19 protein-coding genes and 1 riboswitch are annotated in these 20,111 nt (G+C 70.8%); of the genes, 4 read left to right on the top strand and 15 right to left on the bottom strand.

Annotated elements, in window-relative coordinates; all coding sequences use genetic code 11:
- Positions 1 to 31 precede the first annotated feature (31 nt).
- From MWM45_RS15470 to MWM45_RS15460, 3 genes are read left to right on the top strand one after another with little or no spacing between them, the layout of a single operon-like run.
- Positions 32 to 640: an ECF transporter S component gene (locus MWM45_RS15470; protein ID WP_247827205.1), complete on the top strand. Its 609-nt coding sequence runs from the start codon at positions 32 to 34 to the stop codon at positions 638 to 640.
- Entirely contained in the window at positions 637 to 2,127 is a 1,491-nt protein-coding gene (locus MWM45_RS15465; protein WP_247827204.1) for an ABC transporter ATP-binding protein, read from the top strand. The genes MWM45_RS15470 and MWM45_RS15465 overlap by 4 nt, the downstream gene beginning before the upstream one ends.
- Complete coding sequence (locus MWM45_RS15460; protein WP_247827203.1) at positions 2,124 to 2,921, top strand: energy-coupling factor transporter transmembrane component T family protein; 798 nt, start codon at positions 2,124 to 2,126, stop codon at positions 2,919 to 2,921. Before MWM45_RS15465 ends, MWM45_RS15460 begins: the two co-directional genes overlap by 4 nt.
- Before the next feature lie 172 nt (positions 2,922 to 3,093).
- On the opposite strand, the gene MWM45_RS15455 is transcribed toward MWM45_RS15460, so the two are convergent.
- From MWM45_RS15455 to MWM45_RS15385, 15 genes are all read right to left on the bottom strand, one after another.
- Positions 3,094 to 3,831 (bottom strand): amino acid ABC transporter ATP-binding protein, encoded by a 738-nt coding sequence (locus MWM45_RS15455; RefSeq protein ID WP_247827202.1) that lies wholly within the window; start codon positions 3,829 to 3,831, stop codon positions 3,094 to 3,096.
- Positions 3,828 to 4,592: an amino acid ABC transporter permease gene (locus MWM45_RS15450; RefSeq protein WP_043441633.1), complete on the bottom strand. Its 765-nt coding sequence runs from the start codon at positions 4,590 to 4,592 to the stop codon at positions 3,828 to 3,830. The genes MWM45_RS15455 and MWM45_RS15450 overlap by 4 nt, the downstream gene beginning before the upstream one ends.
- A gap of 10 nt (positions 4,593 to 4,602) precedes the next feature.
- The gene (locus tag MWM45_RS15445) at positions 4,603 to 5,517 is read right to left on the bottom strand and encodes an ABC transporter substrate-binding protein (protein ID WP_247827201.1); all 915 of its coding nucleotides are present in this window, start codon (positions 5,515 to 5,517) and stop codon (positions 4,603 to 4,605) included.
- A gap of 170 nt (positions 5,518 to 5,687) precedes the next feature.
- A riboswitch (SAM riboswitch) is annotated at positions 5,688 to 5,805 on the bottom strand.
- 108 nt (positions 5,806 to 5,913) lie between these two features.
- Positions 5,914 to 6,792 carry an aminodeoxychorismate lyase gene (locus tag MWM45_RS15440; protein WP_247827200.1) on the bottom strand — a complete coding sequence of 293 codons (879 nt, stop codon included), beginning with the start codon at positions 6,790 to 6,792 and terminating at the stop codon, positions 5,914 to 5,916.
- Positions 6,793 to 6,825: 33 nt separating this feature from the next.
- A complete protein-coding gene (gene yjfF / locus MWM45_RS15435) occupies positions 6,826 to 7,839 on the bottom strand; it encodes a galactofuranose ABC transporter, permease protein YjfF (protein WP_247827199.1) in 1,014 nt (337 codons plus the stop codon).
- Positions 7,839 to 8,870 carry an ABC transporter permease gene (locus MWM45_RS15430; RefSeq protein WP_043441638.1) on the bottom strand — a complete coding sequence of 344 codons (1,032 nt, stop codon included), beginning with the start codon at positions 8,868 to 8,870 and terminating at the stop codon, positions 7,839 to 7,841. Before MWM45_RS15430 ends, yjfF begins: the two co-directional genes overlap by 1 nt.
- Entirely contained in the window at positions 8,867 to 10,390 is a 1,524-nt protein-coding gene (locus MWM45_RS15425) for a sugar ABC transporter ATP-binding protein (protein ID WP_247827198.1), read from the bottom strand. The genes MWM45_RS15430 and MWM45_RS15425 overlap by 4 nt, the downstream gene beginning before the upstream one ends.
- Before the next feature lie 96 nt (positions 10,391 to 10,486).
- Entirely contained in the window at positions 10,487 to 11,464 is a 978-nt protein-coding gene (locus tag MWM45_RS15420) for an ABC transporter substrate-binding protein (RefSeq protein WP_247827197.1), read from the bottom strand.
- Between the two features lie 514 nt (positions 11,465 to 11,978).
- Positions 11,979 to 12,587 carry a GNAT family N-acetyltransferase gene (locus MWM45_RS15415; protein ID WP_247827196.1) on the bottom strand — a complete coding sequence of 203 codons (609 nt, stop codon included), beginning with the start codon at positions 12,585 to 12,587 and terminating at the stop codon, positions 11,979 to 11,981.
- Between the two features lie 91 nt (positions 12,588 to 12,678).
- A complete protein-coding gene (locus MWM45_RS15410; RefSeq protein WP_247827195.1) occupies positions 12,679 to 13,164 on the bottom strand; it encodes a hypothetical protein in 486 nt (161 codons plus the stop codon).
- 42 nt (positions 13,165 to 13,206) lie between these two features.
- Complete coding sequence (gene pabB / locus MWM45_RS15405) at positions 13,207 to 15,300, bottom strand: aminodeoxychorismate synthase component I (protein ID WP_247827194.1); 2,094 nt, start codon at positions 15,298 to 15,300, stop codon at positions 13,207 to 13,209.
- Positions 15,301 to 15,303: 3 nt separating this feature from the next.
- Positions 15,304 to 15,921 (bottom strand): LysE family transporter, encoded by a 618-nt coding sequence (locus MWM45_RS15400; protein ID WP_247827193.1) that lies wholly within the window; start codon positions 15,919 to 15,921, stop codon positions 15,304 to 15,306.
- Between the two features lie 39 nt (positions 15,922 to 15,960).
- Positions 15,961 to 16,455: a low molecular weight protein-tyrosine-phosphatase gene (locus MWM45_RS15395; RefSeq protein ID WP_043441648.1), complete on the bottom strand. Its 495-nt coding sequence runs from the start codon at positions 16,453 to 16,455 to the stop codon at positions 15,961 to 15,963.
- 24 nt (positions 16,456 to 16,479) lie between these two features.
- On the bottom strand, positions 16,480 to 17,277 hold the full coding sequence (locus MWM45_RS15390) for a methyltransferase domain-containing protein (protein WP_247827192.1): 798 nt from the start codon (positions 17,275 to 17,277) through the stop codon (positions 16,480 to 16,482).
- A gap of 10 nt (positions 17,278 to 17,287) precedes the next feature.
- Positions 17,288 to 17,776: a MarR family winged helix-turn-helix transcriptional regulator gene (locus MWM45_RS15385; RefSeq protein WP_247827191.1), complete on the bottom strand. Its 489-nt coding sequence runs from the start codon at positions 17,774 to 17,776 to the stop codon at positions 17,288 to 17,290.
- Positions 17,777 to 17,877: 101 nt separating this feature from the next.
- Here MWM45_RS15385 and MWM45_RS15380 point away from each other — a divergent pair, with 101 nt between their 5' ends.
- Positions 17,878 to 20,031 carry an MMPL family transporter gene (locus MWM45_RS15380; protein WP_247827190.1) on the top strand — a complete coding sequence of 718 codons (2,154 nt, stop codon included), beginning with the start codon at positions 17,878 to 17,880 and terminating at the stop codon, positions 20,029 to 20,031.
- The last annotated feature ends 80 nt before the right edge of the window (positions 20,032 to 20,111 follow it).

Genomic DNA, 20,111 nt, shown 5'->3' with positions numbered 1-20,111 from the left:
CCTCCCCTCCTGCAACCCAGGAGGAATCAGCATGGCATCATCAACGGCCCTGAGGGGCCTCTCTCCCCGGACCAGCCAGTGGCGCGTCGTCGACATCGTGGTGGCCTCGGTCATCGGCGTCGCCGTCGGCGTGCTGTTCTTCGTCTGGTCCGCGGGCTACTCGGGAATCAGCCTGCTCACCGCCGGCTTCCCGCCGCTCGCCGGCCTGTACTCCGGCGGGTGGCTCGTCGCCGGCGTGCTCGGCGGGCTGATCATCCGGAAACCGGGCGCCGCGATCTACTGCGAGGTGCTCGCGGCAGCGGTCTCGGCCCTGATCGGCACCCAGTGGGGCGTCGGCGTCCTCATCTCCGGGGCCATCCAGGGGGCGGGGGCGGAACTCGTGTTCCTGCTCTTCCTCTACCGGAAGTGGAACCTGCCGGTCGCCCTCCTCGCCGGCCTCGGCGCAGGCCTCGCGCTCGCGATCAGCGAGAACATCCTCTACAACGCGCTCTGGAGCTTCGAGTTCAAGCTCCTGTACACCGTGTTCGCCGCCGTCTCCGGCGTCGTCATCGCGGGCCTGCTGTCCTGGCTGGCCATGCGCGGACTCGCGAGGACGGGCGTGCTGTCCTCCTTCGCCGCCGGCCGCACGGCGGACGTGTGACACCAGCGCAGGCGCCGCCCCCGGGAGCTGCCTCCGTCAGCGCCCGGGGATGGGGCTGGCGTCACGCCGGCCGGAAGGCCTTCGCCGCCCGCCACCTCGACCTCGACATCCGGTCCGGCGAGCGCGTGCTGCTCCTCGGCGCGTCCGGCGCGGGCAAGTCCACCGTGCTGCACGGCCTGGCGGGACTGCTCGGCAGCCAGGACGAGGGTGAGCAGGAGGGTGAGCTGCTGCTCGACGGCGTCCGTCCCGCCGACGCCCGCGGCCGCGCGGGCCTGGTGCTGCAGGACCCCGAGACGCAGGTGGTCCTCGCGCGCGTCGGCGACGAGGTGGCCTTCGCCGCCGAGAACCTCGCCGTACCCCGGGACGAGATCTGGCAGCGGGTGCACCGTGCGCTCGACGACGTCGGGCTCGACCTCCCGCTCGACCACCCGACCGGCGCGCTCTCGGGCGGCCAGAAGCAGCGCCTCGCCCTCGCCGCGGTGCTCGCCATGGAGCCCGGGCTGCTCCTGCTCGACGAGCCGACCGCGAACCTCGACCCCGACGGCGTGCTGGAGGTCCGCGACGCCGTCGTCCGCGTCCTCGAGCGCACGGGCGCGACCCTCGTCGTCGTCGAGCACCGCGTCGCCGTCTGGGCGGACGTCGTGGACCGCGTGATCGTGCTCGACGCTGCCGGGGGCGTCCTCGCCGACGGCGCCCCGGGGACGGTCCTGGTCCAGGAGGGCACGCGCGCCCGGCTCGCGGAGGCGGGCGTGTGGGTCCCGGGCCGGCAGCCGCCCGTCGACGGACCCGTGCCCGCCGGTGGCGGTGAGGTGCTGCTGTCCGCGCAGGCGCTGACGGTCGCCCGGACGAAGCGGGGCCCGGCCGCCGTCGGGCACCTCGGGCTGGACGTCCGCGCCGGGCAGGCGCTGAGCATCACCGGGCCCAACGGCGCCGGGAAGTCCACGGCCGCCCTCACGCTCGGCGGTTTGCTGCGCCCGCGCGCGGGACGGCTCGAGGCGTCACCGGAGCTCGCCGGCGCTGCGGGGGCCGACCCGTTCCGCTGGCGCTCGGCGCAGCTCGTGCAGCGCATCGGCACCGTCTTCCAGGAGCCCGAGCACCAGTTCCTCACCCCGAGCGTGGGGGAGGAGCTCGCGTTCGGGCCGCGGAGGGTCGGCGGATCCCCGGATCCGCGGCGCACCGGGGAGATCGCGGAACGCCTGCGGCTCACCCACCTGCTGGGAGCCAACCCGTTCACGCTGTCCGGCGGGGAGAAGCGGCGCCTGTCCGTGGCGACGATGCTCGCCACCGCGCCGCGCATCCTGATCCTCGACGAACCCACGTTCGGCCAGGACGCCCTCACCTGGGCCGAACTCGTGACCCTCCTGCGGGAACTGATCGACGACGGTGTCGCCGTCGTCTCCGTCACGCACGACGCCGATTTCATCGCGGCCCTGGGAGGCGCGACCCTGCACGTCTCCGGCGGGGCAGGGCAGCTGGTGGCACGGTGAGCGGCGAGCACCTGACGCCGGTCCTCACCGGACGGACCCTCCTGCGGGCCAACCCGGTGTCCAAACTGTTCGCCGCCGTGGTCATCACCCTCGCGCTCATGGCCAGCATCGACTGGGTCAGCGCCGCGGTGGTGCTCGGCTGCGAGCTCGCCCTCATGCCGCTGCTGGGCATCAGCGTGGTGGGGCTCGCGCGGCGGATCTGGCCCCTGCTGGTGGCCGCCCTGCTCGGGGCCTACGGGACGGCGCTGCTCGCCGAGAAGACGGGCGGCGTGCTGCTCGACGTCGGGCCGTTCCTGTTCACCGAGGGCTCCGTGGCCGCCGGGATCGCCGTCGGGCTGCGCGGACTGGCGCTCGCCCTGCCGGGGATCTTCATCCTGCTCACCACGGACCCCACCGACCTGGCGGACGCCCTGGCACAGAAGCTCCACCTCCCGCACCGCTTCGTCCTCGGGGCGCTGGCGTCGCTGCGGCTCGTGGGCCTGCTGGTGGAGCAGTGGGAGATGCTCGGGCTCGCCCGGCACGCCCGCGGGATCGGGTCGGACGGCTCGCTCGTCGCCCGGGCCCGGAATCTGCTGGGGCAGTCGTTCGGCCTGATCGTGCAGGCCATCCGGCGCGCCACCCGGCTCGCCACGGCCATGGAGGCGCGCGGTTTCGGCGGCGGGGCGCGCACCTGGGCCAGGACGAGCACGTACACGGCGCTCGACGTCGGGGTGGCCGGCGTCGGGCTCGTCATCGCGGTGGGGGCGACGACGGCGGCCGTCCTGGCCGGGACCTGGAACTTCATCCTGTCCTGACCATCCGGTCCCGGTCGCGTACCGGATGCGGGGGCTTCGGCGGCTGCCGGCGCGTGTCGGGCGAGGACACGCCGTCGCACGGTGCCGTCCGGGCCGGAAGTCCCCGGAGACGGCACCGGGGGCCCGCTCGAGCGGACCCCCGGTGCCGGGTCGATCAGGTGGAACGAGGCGCCTAGAGCACGTCCGAGAGGAACGACCTCAGGCGGGGCGTCTGCGCGTCGTCGAAGATCGCGGCCGGGGGGCCGGACTCCACCACGACGCCGCCGTCCATGAACGTCACGGTGTCGGAGACGTTGCGGGAGAAGCCCATCTCGTGGGTGACCACGACCATGGTCATGCCCGCCGTCGCGAGATCCGCCATGAGTGCCAGGACGCCCTTGACCAGCTCGGGGTCCAGTGCGGAGGTGGCCTCGTCGAAGAACATGACCTCCGGGTCCATGGCCAGCGCGCGGGCGATCGCGACGCGCTGCTGCTGGCCGCCGGAGAGGTTGCCGGGGCGGACGTCGGCCTTGTGCTTCAGGCCCACGAGGTCCAGCTGCGCGAGGGCCTTGCTCCGGGCCTCGTCCGCCGACATCTTCCGGAGCTTGCGCAGCGCGAGGGAGACGTTGTCCAGCACGGTCTTGTGCGGGAACAGGTTGAACTGCTGGAACACCATGCCGATGCGCCGTCGCAGCTCGTCCGGGTTGTCCTTCAGGACGGACCGGCCGTCCAGCAGGATGTCCCCCCGGTCCGGTTCGATGAGCCGGTTCAGGACGCGCAGGAGGGTGGACTTGCCGGACCCGGAGGGGCCGATGACGGACGCCGTCGTGCCCCGCTCCACGTGCAGGTCGATCCCGCGCAGCACATGGTTGGAGCCGAAGGACAGGTGCAGGTTCCTCCCCGTCAGGGTCCCTGATTCGATCGTCTTCATGCCTTCGCTCCTTCACCGATCTTCGCGGCCAGTTCGTCCGGTTCGGGCTTCTGCTTCTTGCCCACGCGGAGCCGGTTGTCGATGAAGTTGACCAGGTGCGTGAGCGGGATGGTCAGGCACAGGTAGAGCACGCCGGCCGCGATGAGCGGTGACAGGTTGCCGGTGTTGCTCGCGGCGTCGTTGCCCACCCGGAAGAGCTCGCGCTCACTGGCGACGAGGCCGATGAAGTAGATGAGCGAGGACTCCTTGATGAGCGAGATGAACTGGTTCACCAGGGCCGGCAGCACGCGCCGCACGCCCTGGGGGATCACGACGAGCTGCATCGACGAGCCGTAGCTGAAGCCGAGGGCCCGCGACGCCTCCAGCTGTCCCTTCTCCACGCTCTGGATCCCGGAGCGGAAGATCTCACCGATGTACGCCGAGGCGATCAGCGAGAGGGCGAGGATGCCCAGCGGGTACGGGCTCGTGCTGCCCGTGATCTCCCGGAGGATCGGTCCGAGCCCGAGTCCGATGAGCAGGATGATCACGACGGCGGGCAGCCCGCGGAAGATGTCCGTGTAGATGCGGGCGATCCACCGCAGCACGCGGTTGCGTGAGATCCCCATGACGGCGAGGATCATGCCGACGATCGTCCCGATGATCCCCGACGCCAGGGCGAGCATGAGCGTGTTCGGCAGTCCGACGGTCAGCAGGTCCGGCAGGACCGCCGCCATCGCCTCCCAGTCGAAGAAGGTCTTCCCGAGCTGTTCGAGGGCATCCATGCAGGGACCGCTACTTTACTTCCACGGCTTTGCTGCCGGGCTTCCAGTCGGAGGGCATCTCGCGGTCCGGGTACCACTCCTCGGTGAGCTCGGTCCACGTGCCGTCGGCGACGACGGCGTCCAGGCCCGCGTTGAGGGCGTCGATGAGCGGCTGGTTGTCGCTGTTCACGGCGTACGCGGTGAAGTTCTCGGTGTTGATGATGGTCTCGGCGATCGTGGTGTCGTCGCCGTCCTTCACCTGGCCGGTGGCCTGCTGCGACGGGGCCACCCAGGCGTCCACCTGCCCGTTCTTCACGTTCGCGTACACGGTGTTGTAGTCGGGGAAGCGCACCGGCTCGAGGCCGAGGGTGTTGGAGACGTAGTCGTCCTGGACGGTGCCCTGGACCACGCCGATGCGGGTGCTCTCCGAGAGGGAGTCGAAGCCCGTGACGGAGGAGCCGTTCTTCGTGACCACGGCCATGTAGCCGAAGTCGTAGCCGTTGGTGAAGCCCACGTTCTCGCGGCGCTCCGCGGTGGTGGAGATCGAGGAGGATCCGACGTCGAACTGCTTGTTCTGCACCTGGGCGAGGAGCGCGGAGAAGTCGGTGGACGCGAACTCGACCTCGAGGCCCAGCTTGTCGCCGATGGCCCGCAGCAGCTCGTTGTCGTAGCCGGTGAAGACGCCGTCCTCGAGGAAGATGTTCGGCGGGGCGTCGGAGAGCGTGCCGACGCGCAGCGTGCCGTCGGTGACGAGGCCGAGCTCCGAGACGTCGATCTCGTCGATCGGCGTCGTGGTGTCGGTCGTGTACTGGTCGAGCGACTGCTGGTCGCTGCCGGCCAGGGCGTCGGTGGTCTCGGTGGGCTCGCTGCTGCCGCTGCCGCAGGAGACGGTCAGGGCGAGGAAGGGGACGGCGAATGCCGCCAGGACCTTGCGGGAGATGTTCATGGTGTCCTTCGAAGTGCCGGCCCGGATGGGGGCGCGGGGAACGGGGGATGGTGCGGGGGACGCCGGATCACGGCGACGGGGGACAGGCTGCTGGGTGACACGCTCACTGTTCTGGGCTGTGCGAGGGTGCGGGTGCCGTCACCGGGGAATGGTCCGGGACAGGCCGCACGACGCCGTACTTGCCAACCGGGGGACTTGTCCCGGCGGCCGAATCTTCACCTGGAGCACCCCACTACGGGAGAGGGTTGCTGTCCAGCCGGCCAGGGCCGAGGGCTGGAACTCTTGATTGCAGGCAAAACGCTAGGGCAGCACGGAGCATCGGGTCAAAACGGGACGTGCCGGAAACCGACACTTGACGTAGCAGAAGGGCCTCAGGGCGCCCTTTTGTGGCGGAGATTACACGAAGCGGTCCACGAGATCGGTGAGTTCGGCCGTCAGGGCGGTCGAGGTGCGCAGCTCCTGGCCGTCCAGCGAGAGCACCGGCGCGAGGAGCCGGATGCTCGAGATCAGCCACACGGCGTCGGCCTCGAGGAGGTCGCGCGGTTCCAGCGGCCCGTAGCCGAGCTCCCACCCCTGCTCCTTCGCCGCGGCGAACAGCGCGCTCTGCGAGGTTCCCGGGAGGATCCCGCTCTCGAGTTGCGGCGTGAGGAGGGTCTTCCGGCCGTCGCGCTCGTGGGCGAGGAGCACCGTCGACGTCGGGCCTTCCAGGACCTTGCCGTCGGAGGAGGTGAAGATGACGTCGTCGGCCCCGTGCGCCTTCGCGTACCGGACGGCGGCCATGTTCACGGCGTAGGAGAGGGTCTTCGCGCCCATGAGCAGCCAGGGCGCGCGCTGGGCGACGGTGCTGTCGTACCCGCGCTCGAGGAAGAGGACCCTCAGGCCCGTCTCGCGCTGCCGGAGGGTGGCCTCCGGCACGCGGGCCACCTGCACCCAGGCCGTGGCCTGCCCGGCGCCCTCCACCCCGCGGGTGGCGATCAGCTTCACGACGGCGTGACCCTGGTCCGGTTCCGCCGCCGCGAACTCGCGCAGGCCCGTGCGGATCGCGCGGCTCCAGGCCTCGGCGTCCGGCACGGTGAGGTCCAGGGCGGCGGCCGACGACGCGAGGCGGGCCAGGTGCGCCTGCTCCTTGCGGGGGGCTCCGTCGACGGCGAGCAGGGATTCGAAGAGGCCGTCCCCGCGGGTGGCGCCGAGGTCGGTGGCCATCAGCTGCGGCCGGGACGCGTCGACCACCCTGCCGTCGTCATGGGCCGGGTCCAGGAACACGAGAACAGTCATGGGCCACAGCGTAGCCGCCGGGACCCCGCGGCCTCAGGTGAGTCTGACCTTCCGGGTGAAGAGTTTCTGCAGCAGGATGAAGACGAGGAGCAGGGCGCCGATCACGATGCGCGTCCACCAGGAGCTCAGCGTGCCCTCGTAGGAGATGAAGGTCTGGACGATCCCGAGCACGAGCACCCCCGTCAGGGAGCCGAGCACATAGCCGTACCCTCCGGTCAGCAGGGTCCCGCCCACCACGACCGCCGCGATGGCGTCGAGTTCCAGCCCGGTGGCCGCCAGGCTGTACCCGGAGAGGCTGTAGAACGAGAAGAGGATCCCGGCGATCGAGGAGCACAGTCCGCTGATCCCGTACACCAGGACCTTGGTGCGCGGGACGGCGAGACCCATGAGCAGCGCCGAGGACTCGCCACCGCCGATCGCGTACACGGTCCGTCCGAACCGCGTCTGGTGCAGCACGTAGAACGCGACGGCGACCACGAGGAGGGCGATCACGACACCGGGGGAGACGAACAGCCTGCCCACCAGCGGGATCCTCGCCTGCGCCATGGACGTGAAGAAGGGGTCCGTCACGGTGATGGAATCGACACTGATGACATAGCAGAGACCGCGCGCCAGGAACAGGCCCGCAAGGGTGACGATGAAGGGCTGGATCTCGAAGACCTGGATCACGAGCCCCATGAGCAGGCCGAAGGTGGCACCGGTCAGGAGGACGAGGACGATCACCGCGGCGGGGTTCCACCCGGCCTGCAGGAGGGCGGCGGCGATCATCATGGACAGCGCGACGACGGACCCGACGGAGAGGTCGATGCCCCCGGTGAGGATCACGAACGTCATGCCGACGGCGAGGACGATCAGGAACGTGTTGTCGATCAGGAGGTTGAGGAAGACCTGCCCGGACAGGAACCCCGGGTACATGACCGCGCCGGCGGCGAACATGGCGAGGAACAGGCCCAGCGTCGCGAGGGTGGGAGCGTACCGCGCCTTGCCCCGCAGCGGGCTCATGCGGGGGCGGTCGAGTGGTGCCGGGGTGCGGGTGAGGACGGACATCAGGCGGCCACCTTCGGTCGGGACGGTTCGGTCACGGGCCGCCGTCGCCGGCTGAGGAGGGTGCGTGCCCTGCTGGACTGCAGGAGGCACACGATGATCACGACGAGCGCCTTGAAGACCAGGGTGGCTTCGGGCGGGACGCCCAGCGTGTAGACGGTGGTGGTGAGGGTCTGGATGATCAGCGCTCCGACGAGGGTGCCGACCAGGCTGTACCGGCCACCGGCCAGCGAGGTGCCGCCGATGACGACGGCGAGGATGGCGTCCATCTCGATGTACAGGCCGGCGTTGTTGGCGTCCGCCGCCGTGACGTTCGAGCTGATCATGAGGCCGGCGACCGCCGCGCACAGCCCGCTGAAGACGTAGACGGTCCAGGTGATGGTGCGCGCGTCGAGCCCGGCGAGCCTGCTCGCCACCGGATTGATGCCCACCGACTCGATGAGCGTGCCGAGGGCCGTCCGGCGCGTCAGCAGGCCGGTGATGCCGAAGGCGGCCGCCGCGATGAGGATCGAGATGGGCAGGCCCAGGAAGTACCCGGCCCCGATCGCCTGGTAGGAGTCGTTGGACACGGAGATGATCTGGCCGTCGGTGACCAGCTGGGCCAGTCCGCGGCCCGCGGTCATGAGCACGAGCGTGGCGATGATCGGCTGGATCCCGATGGCCGAGACCAGGAAACCGTTCCACGCCCCGAGGGCGAGGCCCGCGACGACGGCGATCGCCACTGCCGTCGCGGCGGTCTGCAGGGACGCCGGGTCGGGGGAGCTGTAGATGTACATGCAGGAGACGGCGCCGGCGATCGCCGCGACCGCCCCCACCGACAGGTCGATGCCCCGTGAGGCGATGACGAGCGTCATGCCGAGGGCGATCAGGATGGTGGGTGCCCCGTTGCGGAGGATGTCGATCAGGCTGCCGTAGAGGTGGCCGTCCTGGACGCGGACCGAGAGGAAGTCCGCACGGAAGAGCTGATTCAGCAGGAGCAGCAGGACGAGGGCGAGCACGGGCCAGGTGAGGCGGTGCCGCAGCAGCGCACTCATGCGTTCGTTCCCGCGATGACCGTCATGACGTCTTCCATGGTGATGCTCTCGTTGGGTAGGTCGGCGACCATCCGCCGGTCCTTGAGGACGGCGATCCGGTCGCTGATGCGCAGCACTTCCTCGAGCTCGGCCGAGATGAAGATGACGGACATTCCGTCTGCCGCGAGGCTGCTGATGAGTTTCTGGATCTGGGTCTTGGCGCCGATGTCGATGCCCCGGGTCGGTTCGTCCAGGATGAGCAGTCGCGGATGGGTGATGAGCCAGCGCGCGAGCAGCACTTTCTGCTGGTTGCCGCCGCTGAGGTCCCGGATGAGCGTGTCCTTGCTGGACGGGCGGATGTCGAGGGCCTTGATGTACCGATCCGCCAGCTCGTCCTGGGTGGCGCGGGGGACGCGCCGCCACCAGCCCTTGCCCGCCTGCAGCGCCAGGATCAGATTGTCGCGGACGGAGAGATCGCCGATCAGTCCCTCCTCCTTGCGGTTCTCGGAGGAGAACGCGATGCCCCGGTCGATGGCGGACCGCGGGCTGCGGAGGGCGCGGCCCGTGCCGCGGATGGTCAGCTGTCCCTGGTCGGCCCTGTCGGCACCGAACAGCAGCCTGGCCGTCTCGGTGCGGCCCGACCCGAGCAGGCCGGCGAGGCCGAGGATCTCGCCGGTATGGACGGTGAAGGTCACCTTCCGGACCGAGCCCTTCCTGCCCAGCCCCTCCGCCTGCAGGAACAGCGTCTCCTCCGTGCGGTCCGGCCGGCGTCGGCTCTCGGCTTCCCCGAGCTCGGCCAGGGCGTCCAGTTCCTTGCCGATCATCGTGGAGATGAGGGCCATGCGGGGCAGCTCGGGCGTCAGGTATTCGCCCACCAGCCGGCCGTTGCGGAGGACCGTCATGCGGTCCGAGATCTCGTACACCTGCTCGAGGAAGTGGGACACGAACAGGATCGCGACGCCCCGGTCCCGCAGCGTCCGGATGACGGAGAACAGCTGCTGCACTTCGTCGGCGTCGAGGCTGGAGGTCGGCTCGTCGAGGATGAGCACCCTGGCCTCGATCTGCATGGCGCGGGCGATGGCCACGAGCTGCTGGATGGCGATGGAGTGCGAGGACAGGACGGACCGCGGATCGATGTGTCCCAGCTGCAGCTGGTCGAGGACCTCCTTCGCCTTCCGGCGGACGTCCCGCCAGTGGATGGCGCCACGCCTGCGCGGTTCACGGCCGAGCAGGATGTTCTCCTCGACGGAGAGGTTGGGGCAGAGGTTCACCTCCTGGTACACCGTGCTGATCCCGGCGGCCTGCGCCTCGGCCGGCGTGCCGAAGCTCTTCCGGGCCCCCAGGACGGTGATCGTGCCGTCGTCCACCGCGTAGACCCCCGTCAGGGCCTTGATGAGGGTGGATTTCCCGGCTCCGTTCTCGCCCAGGAGGGCGTGGACCTCCCCCGGGAACAGCCGGAAATCGACGCCGTCGAGCGCTTTCACGCCCGGGAAGGCGATGGAGATACCCTGCATGTCCACCACGGGAACGGTCCCGTCCATGTCCTGCCTCCTATGGTCCGGATGCGGCGGGCCCGGCCCGCCGCATCCCTCACTCCTGGTGACCCGGCCGCCTCGCGAGGCGGCCGGGTCCGGTTCCTAGTACTCGCGGCTCGCGAGGACTTCCTTGGCCTGCTCGGGCGTGAAGGTGGTCTCCTCGGTCACCACCCGGGCCGGAACCTCCTCGCCGGCGACCACCTTGGCCGCCAGGTCCATGAGCTGATCGCCGAGGAGCGGGTTGCACTCGACGATGAAGTTGATCTTCCCGTCGGCCAGAGCGGTCATGCCGTCCTTCACGGCGTCCACGGTGATGATCTTGATGTCCTTGCCGGGCACCTTCCCGGCGGCCTCGATGGCCTCGATGGCGCCGAGCCCCATGTCGTCGTTGTGGGCGTAGACCACATCGATGTCGGGGGTGTTCTTCAGGAACGCCTCCATCACCTGCTTGCCGCCGCTCCGGGTGAAGTCGCCGGTCTGCGACTGGACGATCTCGAGGTCGGGATCGGCGGCGATGGCCGCCTCGAACCCTTCCTTCCGGTCGATGGCCGGAGCCGCACCCGTGGTGCCCTGCAGTTCCACGATGTTCACCGGGCCCTCGGTCGAGGCCGAGTCCTCGACGAGCCATTCCCCGGCCTTCTTGCCCTCCTCCACGAAATCCGAGCCGAGGAAGGTCCTGTAGAGCGTGGTGTCGGTGGAATCGACGGCCCGGTCGGTGAGGATGACGGGGATGCCCGCGTCCTTGGCTTCCTTCAGCACGGTGTCCCACCCCGATTCCACCACCGGGGAGAAGGCGATGACGTCCACCTGCTGCTGGATGTAGGACCGGATCGCCTTGATCTGGTTCTCCTGCTTCTGCTGTGCGTCCGAGAACTTCAGGTCGACACCCGCCGCTTCCGCGGCTTCCTGGATCGACGTGGTGTTGGCGGTACGCCAGCCGCTCTCGGCGCCGACCTGGGCGAAGCCCATGGTGATCGCGTCATCGGAACCACCCTCTCCGCCGGCATCGGACTGACCGCCGCAGGACGTGAGGGCGAGGGTTGTGGCGGCGATGACCGCCACGAAGGATTTTCTCAACACTGCTGCCTCCTGGGAATCGGAACCACAGCAAGGCGTATCTGCACCGTCGTTGCTGCAGGGGCGGGGAGCCCTGCGGCAATTGTGAACGGTAACAAATGGCGGGTCAAGGGATCCTGGACACTATTGCGTCGCGATCCGGTGCACCGGCCGGGCGGGGGAGGCTTCGGCAGGGAGAAGGCCGGGCCGTACGGTCGCGGCCCGGCCTCCGGTAGGGGTCAGTTACTTCTGACCGTCGTCCTTACCGTCGAGGGTGTCCTTGGCCTTGTCCTTGGCCTGGTCGACCTTCTCGGGATTGTCCTGTGCATAGTCTTTGGCCTTGTCAGCCATTCCACCAGTGTCCGCCATAGAGTCCTCTTTCAGTCGAACCGGTCCGCGGCCTGCCGTGGGCTGCCGCGGTCTGACCTGTTCATCGTCCACCTCCCGGAGGAGTCGCGGTACCCGCAGGATCCGGTTGACATCCGCCCGGGAGGAGGGTTCGGCACTCTCGCCCGGCGGGACCGCGCCGCGCCGGTACTCAGGCGTGCCGTGCCATCCGGTACAGGAGGTTGTCGCGCACCATCGGCCATTCGTGCGCCAGGACGGAGTAGGCCACGGTGTCGCGCAGTTCGCCGTCCCGCGTGCGGCTGTGGCTGCGGAGCACGCCGTCCTGCTTCGCCCCGAGTCGCTCGATCGCGGCCCGCGACTGGTGGTTGATCCAGTGCGTCCGGAACTCGACCGCCGGGCAGCCGAACTCTTCGAAGGCATGCCGCAGCAGCAGGTACTTGGACTCCGTGTTGGTGCCGGTGCGCTGCGCGGAGGCGGCGTTCCACGTGGACCCGATCTCCACCCGCGGGGTGGCCTGGTCGATGTTCATGTAGGTGGTCATCCCGATGACCGGCCCGGGCCCCCCGGTCCCGGGATCGACGAGCCGCGCGGTGAACGGGAGCATCGACCCGCTCTCCTGGAGGGCCAGCCGGCGGTCGATCTCCCGGCGCATCCCCTCCGGCGCGGGCACCGAGGTGTACCAGAGGGTCCACAGGTCGCCGTCGCGGGCGGCGGCGACGAGCCCGTCGTGGTGGTCGGGGGCGAGGGGTTCGAGGATGACGTGCCGCCCGCGCAGGGTCGTGGGGTGGAGGGCCGTCATGCTCCGACCCTAGCGCTACCCGCCGTACCGGGCGCCAGGGTCGGGCCGTGTCGGGAGGGCGCGAACGGCCGCCGGACAGACCTCCCGCCGGTCAGGTGTCCCCTCTCGGCGCAGCGGACGCCGGCCGTGCGCCGCGCAGGAGGACGATCAGGGCGAGGAGGGCGACCGCACTGACGCCGTAGAGCACCGCCCCCCAGATCGTGTAGTCACCGCCGCCGATCGCGAAGGCGTCGGCGAGGCTCATGCCCGGGTTGAACGAGGCGAGGACGTGCGACGGCGCCCCGAGAGTGATGACGCAGAGGTACAGGGCCGCGATCCGGAGCACACTCCACCGCCGCAGGGTGGCGAGAAGACCCACCGCCAGGCCCAGCGCGACGCCGATGACGCCCCAGATCACCACGAGGTTCACGGCCATGGGCTCCCGTGCTTCCCGCATCTGCCGGTAGATCTCGGGGAGGTCGAGTCCCGGGACGGCGGCCAGCGGATTCCAGACGAGGATCTGCAGGGTTCCGACGACGGCGTACGCGACACACGCCGCGAGACCCAGGACGATGACGACGACTGTCCGACCCGGCACTGGATCCCCCTCCGATGATCGCGTCCGAGGGCGGACGCCCGGCTAGGCTACCGGGTCATTCGCCGTCGGCAGGGAAGCCGGCGCGACGTCGGCAGGGCGGTCGCCAGGGAAGCAGGACCCCAGGGCGGACAGCACCCCGCGCGTCTTCGTCCGCACCTCGGCCCACTCCTCGGCCGGGTCCGAGTCGGCGGTGATCGCCCCGCCGACGCCCAGCGTGAGGTGCGTGGCGTCGCCGTCGTCCGCCAGCACGAGGGTGCGGATGACGACGGCGAGATCCGCGGCGCCGGTCAGGCTGAAGTACCCGGCGGCGCCCGAGTAGGGACCCCGCGGACTCCGCTCCAGGCGGTCGAGGATGGCCATGGTGCTGATCTTCGGCGCGCCCGTCATCGAACCGGCCGGGAAGGCGGACCCGATCACCCCTGCGCGCGCGCTGCCCGGCCGCAGGCGGGCGTCGATGCTGCTCACCATCTGGTGCACGGTGGCGTAGGACTCGATGTCGCACAACCGGCTGACGGTGACCGAGCCCGGCACCGCGTGGTGCGAGAGGTCGTTGCGGAGCAGGTCCACGATCATGATGTTCTCCGCGCGGTCCTTCCCGGAGCTCCGGAGGTCCTCGAGCAGGGCGGCGTCCTCCGCCGGGTCCGCCGACCGCCCGCGCGTGCCCTTGATCGGCTCCGCCCGCATGACGCCGTCCTGCGTGAGCTTCAGGAACCGTTCGGGGGAGGTGCTGGCCACGGCGAAGCCGGGGAAGCGGAGGTAGTGCGCGAAGGGTGCCGGACTCGCGGCGCGCAGGCCGAGATACGTCGCCAGCGGATCGAGGCGCTCCACGCGGGCCGAGAGCGACGTCGTCAGGCAGACCTCGTACGTGGTGCCGTCGGCGATCTCGGCCTGCGCGCGCCGGGTCTTCGCGAGGTACTCCTCGCGGGAATCCCGGGCCGCGAACCGGGGCGCCGGGGGCGGGGTGGACGGCGGGACGGGGCCCGGGGCCGCGACGGCGCGGCGGGCCCCCGCCAGCCAGGCCTCGCGGTCCGGATCGCGCCGCCCGTCGGTGAGCGTGAGCAGGAAGACGGACTCCTCGGCGTGGTCCACGACGACGGCGCGGCCGGCGAAGATCAGGGCGGCGTCAGGGAGGGCTTCGGCCGGCGTCGGCACGGACGCGCCGCCCGTCTCCCGCTTGAGCTCATAACCGAGGTAGCCCAGCCACCCCAGGCCGAACCCGCAGGCGAAACCCTCCGGGGTGCGGATGGCCCGGCGGCCCCAGACGTCGTCGAGCCAGCGGAAGAAGGGCTCGCGGACGCGCGTGGTGACCGCGCCCGCCGTGATCTCCGTAGTGCCGTCCCGGTGCAGGGCCTGCTGCCCGAAGGCGCCGGACGCGTCCGCCAGGATGCTGAAGCGGTTGCGCCCCTCCGGCCGGGGCGCCGTGGTCCCGGCGTCGGAACTGTCCAGCCAGACCGCGGCGGGGGACGCCCCGTACAGGGTGGAGAACAGCGCCGCGGTGTCCGGCGTCGCGGCGATGCGCTCGCAGTCCAGCCGGAGCCCGCGCCGGCCCGCACGCTCCGGCGCGAGCAGGACCGCGCACGCCGGCAGCCCCGTGAGTGCCAGGCGGACGGCCTGCGGTGACGGGGGCCCGCGGTGGCCCTGCACGACGACGTCGGCGGCGGCGCCGGGGTCGTCACCCGCCAGCCAGGCGTCCTCCTGGTCCGCCCAGCGCTGCCAGAAGGGCGCGTACGCCTCGCCGTCGCGCTCGATCGCGGTCCGGTGCCGGATCCCGGCGTCGGCCTCGATCCAGATCACCGCGTCGAGGTGGGGCCGCGCCGCGGCCGCCGCCGCCCCCACGCCCTCGAGGAGCACGATCTCGGCCGCCGCCGTGGTCCGTGCTGCGCCGTCCTGTCCGCGGTCCCAGTCCCAGGCGTTCCAGTGCGCCGGACGCCCGGCCCGCAGGGGGAGCAGGACGCCCTCGACGTAGCGGCCGATGCCGTCGTCGAGCCCGTCCCAGCCCGGATAGACGTCCTCGAGGTGGAAGAGGCTGACGCTGTGGTGCTCCCGGAGGAGGGCGGCGAGCTCGACGGCGAGGGTGGTCTTGCCCGCCCCGGACCGTCCGTCGACGGCGATGAGCAGGGGTGCGTCGGAGGGCACGGGTCAGGCCACGGCGAGGAGGGCGCCGACGCCCACGAAGAGCGAGCCGAAGGTGCGGTTGAGGACGACCTGCCCGCGGTCGTCCTGCGTGAAGCGCCGGAACGAGCGGGCGGCGCCGGCGTAGAAGAACCACATGACGAGCACGTCGATCACGACGACGGTCGCGGCCAGGACGGCGTACTGGCCGAGCAGCGGGCGGTCCGGGCGGATGAACTGGGGGATCAGGGCGAGGAAGAACACGATGGCCTTCGGGTTGAGCAGGTTCACCCAGAGGCCGCGGCGGACCATCGAGAGCGCGCCCTCGGTGACCTGCCGGGCGCGGACCTCGCCGTGCTCGGGCTTCTGCAGGAACTTCCGCACGCCCAGGTAGACCAGGTACGCGGCGCCGGTGTACCGGATGAGGTTGAATGCCAGCGGCGAGTTGGTCACGAGCAGCCCCACGCCCGCCGCGGCGACGCCGATGTGCACGAGGAGGGCTGCCTGCTGGCCGAGGATCCCCCAGATGGAACGGCGGAAACCGACCGTCAGCGCGTTGCTCATGGTGTTCACCGCGCCCGCCCCGGGCACGAAGCTGATCAGGGTCCCGGCGCCGAGCAGCGCCAGCCAGAGGGAGGGATTCACCCGTTCATGGTACGCATCGACGGTCGGGCCGCGGGACCGTCAGGCGTCGAGTTCGTGGCGCACGAACCGGACGACGCCCTCCACCGCGCCGTGGACCATCCGCCAGGTGGCTTCGAAGTCGCTGGCGTCGCCGTACCAGGGGTCGTAGATCCCGAGATCCTCGAGGTCGGCGTCCGTCGTCGACGGATCGAACTCGCGCAGGAGGTGGATCCGGTCCCGGGCGTCGCCGTCCGGTGCGTCGCGGCGCAGCTCGCGGTAGTGGTCCAGGTCCAGGGCGAGGATGAGGTCCCGCTCGCGGTACCAGACAGCCTCGAAGCGTCGGGCACGGTGCAGGTGGCTCTCGATGCCGAGTTCCGCCAGCTTCGCCGCCGCCCGCTCGTCGATGGGCTTGCCGGCCTCCCAGTCGGTGGTCCCCGCGGAATCGACGGCGACGTACTGCTGCAGTCCCGCCTGTGTGAAGGCGTGCGCGAGCATGAGCTCCGCCATGGGTGAGCGGCAGATGTTGCCCGTGCAGACGGTGACGATGCGGTACATCCCGCCAGCCTATCGGCGGTCGGCTCAGGCGCGGGCGAGAATTTCGACGCTCGGCATGAGGAACACGCCGTCCTCCGCGCGCCCCCACCTGCGCCACCCCTCGGCCAGGCGCTGCAGGGTCCACCCGTCGGCGAGGCCCCGCTCGATGGTCTGCTCCGCGAAGGCCGAATGCAGCACGCGCTCGGCCCACGACTCCGCGTGGGCACGCCTGTCCCCGATGGCGGCGTACACCCAGTTCGACGACGACACCTCGACGTCCGCGAAGCCGGCCGAGGCCGCCCACCCCGGCAGGCGCCGTCCGGCGTCCGGCTCGCCGCCGTTGCCGCGCGCCAGCTCCCCGTAGAGCTCCCGCCACTCGTCGAGCTCGCCGACCGCCGGGTACCAGGTCATCGCACCGAAGTCGGCTTCGCGGGCAGCCACGATGCCGCCCGGCCGCACGACGCGCCGCATCTCCCGGAGCGCGGCCACCGGATCGGCGAGGTGTTGCAGCACCTGGTGCGCATGCACGACGTCGAACGACTCGTCGGGGACGTCGAGGTCGTACACGTTGCCCTCGCGGAACTCCACGTTGGCCACGTCCGCGTGGGTGGCGGATGCCTGCACGACGACGTCGGCAGACCGGTCGATGCCGGTCACGGAGCCGGGGGCCACGAGATCCGCGAAGCCGGCGGTGATGCTGCCCGGCCCGCACCCGATGTCCAGCAGGTCCATGCCGCTCTCGAGGAACGGCTCCAGGTAGGCGGCCGACGACGCCACCGTGCGCATCGCGTGCGCGGCCGTCACGCTCGGGTGGTGTCCGTGGGAGTAGATCTCGTCATTCATGACTGGAAGGCTAACCGGCCGACCGGCCCCGAGCCGAGCCGGCGCCGTCCCGCGCGTCGTCCTTCGCGGCGACCGTGGCGTCGGTGATCCGCTGCATCATGTCGCGCAGCAGCATCAGCTGCTCCTCCGTGTACTGGTCGAGGACGCCGTTGAGGTGGCGGGCGAGCGGGGCGAACAGCATCGCACCGGTGCTCCGGGCCTTCTCGGTCAGCTGGAGGTGCACCTGCCGCCGGTCCACCTCGCTGCGCCGCCGTGTGACATGGCCGGCGGAATCGAGGCGGTCCACCAGGGCCGTGGTGGCCGGCGAGCTCAGATTGAGCTCCTCGCGCAGCAGGCCGGGGGTGACGGTGAGGCCGGCCTGGGCAGCGCCCATCATGATGCTCAGGGCGTGGAGATCGGTGCGGTACAGGCTGTCGCGCTCACTGGCGGCTTCCACATAGCGCTCGGTCTCGATGGTGAACTGCCGCATGAGCGCCATGAGTTCGTCCTTCGTGGCCATGGATCCTCGCCTCCTGTCCCATCCAGCTTAGGCCGCTTCCACTATCTCCACCATAGATATACTCTGTTGCAGAGAGAATTTCGAGGAAGGCGTGGAGTGCGATGAAGAACAGATGGCTGAGGGTGCTGCTGCCCGTCGTGGTGGTGCTGATCTGGCTGGTCGGCGCGGCGGTGGGCGGACCCACCTTCGGGCGGCTCGAGGAGGTCTCGAGCAACGACCAGGCGTCCTTCCTGCCCGCGAGCGCGGAGTCGACGGAAGCCGGGGAACTGCAGCAGAGGTTCAGTGATTCGGATGCCATCCCCGCGGTGATCGTCGCCGAGTCGGACACCGTGATCGAACCGCAGGACCTCGGCGCCTACGCCGAGCTCGGCGAGACGCTCGGCGGGGTCGAGGGGCTCGAACCCCCGGCAGAGGGGGCGCCGGCGGTCGCCGGTCCCATCCCGTCGGAGGACGGTTTCGCCGTCCAGTACATCGCCTTCGTCTCCTCCGACGCGGAACTCGCCGAGGTGGTCGGCGAGCTGCGCACCATTCTGGACGACGACCTGCCCGACGGCGTCACCGGTTACGTCACCGGTCCGGCCGGGTTCACCAACGACCTCGTCGACGCCTTCGGCGGGATCGACGGCATCCTGCTCGCCGTCGCGCTCGGCGCGGTGTTCGTGATCCTCCTCGTGGTCTACCGGTCCATCGTGCTGCCGTTCCTGGTCCTGCTGACCTCGGTGTTCGCGCTGGCGACGTCGATCCTGCTGATCTTCGGCCTCGCGAAGCTCGACGTGATCCAGCTCAGCGGCCAGAGCCAGGGCATCCTCTCGATCCTCGTGATCGGCGCGGCCACGGACTACGCGCTGCTGCTCGTCGCCCGCTTCAGGGAGGCGCTCGGGGAGCAGGAGACGAAGTGGGAGGCCATGCGCGTGGCCTACCGGGGGTCCTTCGAGCCGATCCTCGCCTCCGGTGCCACCGTGATCCTCGGCCTGCTGTGCCTGCTCTTCTCGGACCTCAACTCGAACCGCAGCCTCGGGCCGATCGCCGCCATCGGCATCGCCTTCTCGCTCGCCGCGGCGCTCACGCTCCTCCCCGCGTTCCTCCTCCTGTTCGGCAGGGCCGCCTTCTGGCCCCTGCTCCCGCGCTACAACCCCGCGGCGGCCGCCGTCGTCGCCCCGCACCACGGCAGGCACGCCGCGCCGACCGGTGCCGGGCCGGAGACCGGCCTCGAACGGCTGAAGGGCCTCTGGAGGCGCGTGGCCCTGCTCGTGGGCCGGCGCCCGCGCGTGCTGTGGATCGCGTCGCTGCTGATCCTGGTCGCGGGCGCCCTCGGGCTGACCCAGCTGCAGGCCAACGGCGTCCCGCAGTCCGCCCTGATCCTGACGCCGTCCAACGCGGTCGACGGCCAGGAGGCCCTCGGCCGCCACTTCGACGCCGGCTCCGGGAGCCCCGTCTACGTCGTCGCCCCCGAGGCGGACCAGGAGGCCGCGCTGGAGGTCGTCTCGGCGCAGGAGGGCATCTCCGACGCCGCCCTGACCGAGGACCCGAGCGGCGCCGCCGTCGTCGAGGACGGGCAGGTCCTCATCAGCGGCACGCTCGAGTACCAGGCCGACTCCGAGCAGGCCGAGGACGTGGTGCGCGAGCTGCGGACCGCGCTCGACGACGTCGGCGAAGGAGACGCGCTGGTCGGCGGTGTCACGGCGGTGGCGATCGACACGAACGACACCGCGCTCGCCGACCTCGTCAAGATCATCCCGATCGTCCTGGCGGTCATCCTCGTGGTGCTGATCATCCTGCTCCGCTCCGTGCTCGCGCCGGTGCTCCTCGTCGCCAGCGTGGCGCTCTCCTATGCCACGGCCCTCGGTGTCTCGGCGGTGGTGTTCAACACCGTCCTCGGGTTCGAGGGGGCGGACGCATCGGTGCCGCTGTTCGGCTTCGTGTTCCTCGTGGCGCTGGGCGTGGACTACAACATCTTCCTCATGACCCGGGTCCGGGAGGAGTCCCTCCGGATCGGCACCCGACCCGGCATCCTGCGCGGCCTCGGCGTGACGGGCGGCGTCATCACCTCGGCGGGCGTGGTCCTGGCGGCGACGTTCGCCGCGCTGGGCGTGATCCCGATCCTGTTCCTGGCGCAGATCGCGTTCATCGTGGCCTTCGGCGTGCTGCTGGACACCATCCTGGTGCGCTCGCTGCTGATCCCGGCCCTGGCGTACGACATCGGCCCGAAGATCTGGTGGCCGTCCAAGCTCGGCACGGTGCCGTCGCCGCGGTAGCCGCAGGGCGCGCCCGGGTCCCGCGGGCCCGGGCGTGCGCGGGCCGGGCGCGCAGCTCCGGTCGGTGTCCGACGGCGGAA

The sequence above is a fragment of the Arthrobacter antioxidans genome, from assembly GCF_023100725.1.
Classification (GTDB): domain Bacteria; phylum Actinomycetota; class Actinomycetes; order Actinomycetales; family Micrococcaceae; genus Arthrobacter_D; species Arthrobacter_D antioxidans.
This window is presented reverse-complemented; position numbering and strand designations above follow the sequence as displayed.

Bases quoted from the DNA above. Each gene is read 5' to 3' on its own strand.
- MWM45_RS15470 (WP_247827205.1), top strand. From the start codon at position 32: ATGGCATCATCAACGGCCCTGAGGGGCCTCTCTCCCCGGACCAGCCAG.
- MWM45_RS15455 (WP_247827202.1), bottom strand. From the start codon at position 3,831: ATGAAGACGATCGAATCAGGGACCCTGACGGGGAGGAACCTGCACCTG.
- MWM45_RS15450 (WP_043441633.1), bottom strand. From the start codon at position 4,592: ATGGATGCCCTCGAACAGCTCGGGAAGACCTTCTTCGACTGGGAGGCG.
- MWM45_RS15445 (WP_247827201.1), bottom strand. From the start codon at position 5,517: ATGAACATCTCCCGCAAGGTCCTGGCGGCATTCGCCGTCCCCTTCCTC.
- MWM45_RS15440 (WP_247827200.1), bottom strand. From the start codon at position 6,792: ATGACTGTTCTCGTGTTCCTGGACCCGGCCCATGACGACGGCAGGGTG.
- yjfF (WP_247827199.1), bottom strand. From the start codon at position 7,839: ATGTCCGTCCTCACCCGCACCCCGGCACCACTCGACCGCCCCCGCATG.
- MWM45_RS15430 (WP_043441638.1), bottom strand. From the start codon at position 8,870: ATGAGTGCGCTGCTGCGGCACCGCCTCACCTGGCCCGTGCTCGCCCTC.
- MWM45_RS15425 (WP_247827198.1), bottom strand. From the start codon at position 10,390: ATGGACGGGACCGTTCCCGTGGTGGACATGCAGGGTATCTCCATCGCC.
- MWM45_RS15415 (WP_247827196.1), bottom strand. From the start codon at position 12,587: ATGACGGCCCTCCACCCCACGACCCTGCGCGGGCGGCACGTCATCCTC.
- MWM45_RS15395 (WP_043441648.1), bottom strand. From the start codon at position 16,455: ATGTACCGCATCGTCACCGTCTGCACGGGCAACATCTGCCGCTCACCC.
- MWM45_RS15390 (WP_247827192.1), bottom strand. From the start codon at position 17,277: ATGAATGACGAGATCTACTCCCACGGACACCACCCGAGCGTGACGGCC.
- MWM45_RS15385 (WP_247827191.1), bottom strand. From the start codon at position 17,776: ATGGCCACGAAGGACGAACTCATGGCGCTCATGCGGCAGTTCACCATC.
- MWM45_RS15380 (WP_247827190.1), top strand. From the start codon at position 17,878: ATGAAGAACAGATGGCTGAGGGTGCTGCTGCCCGTCGTGGTGGTGCTG.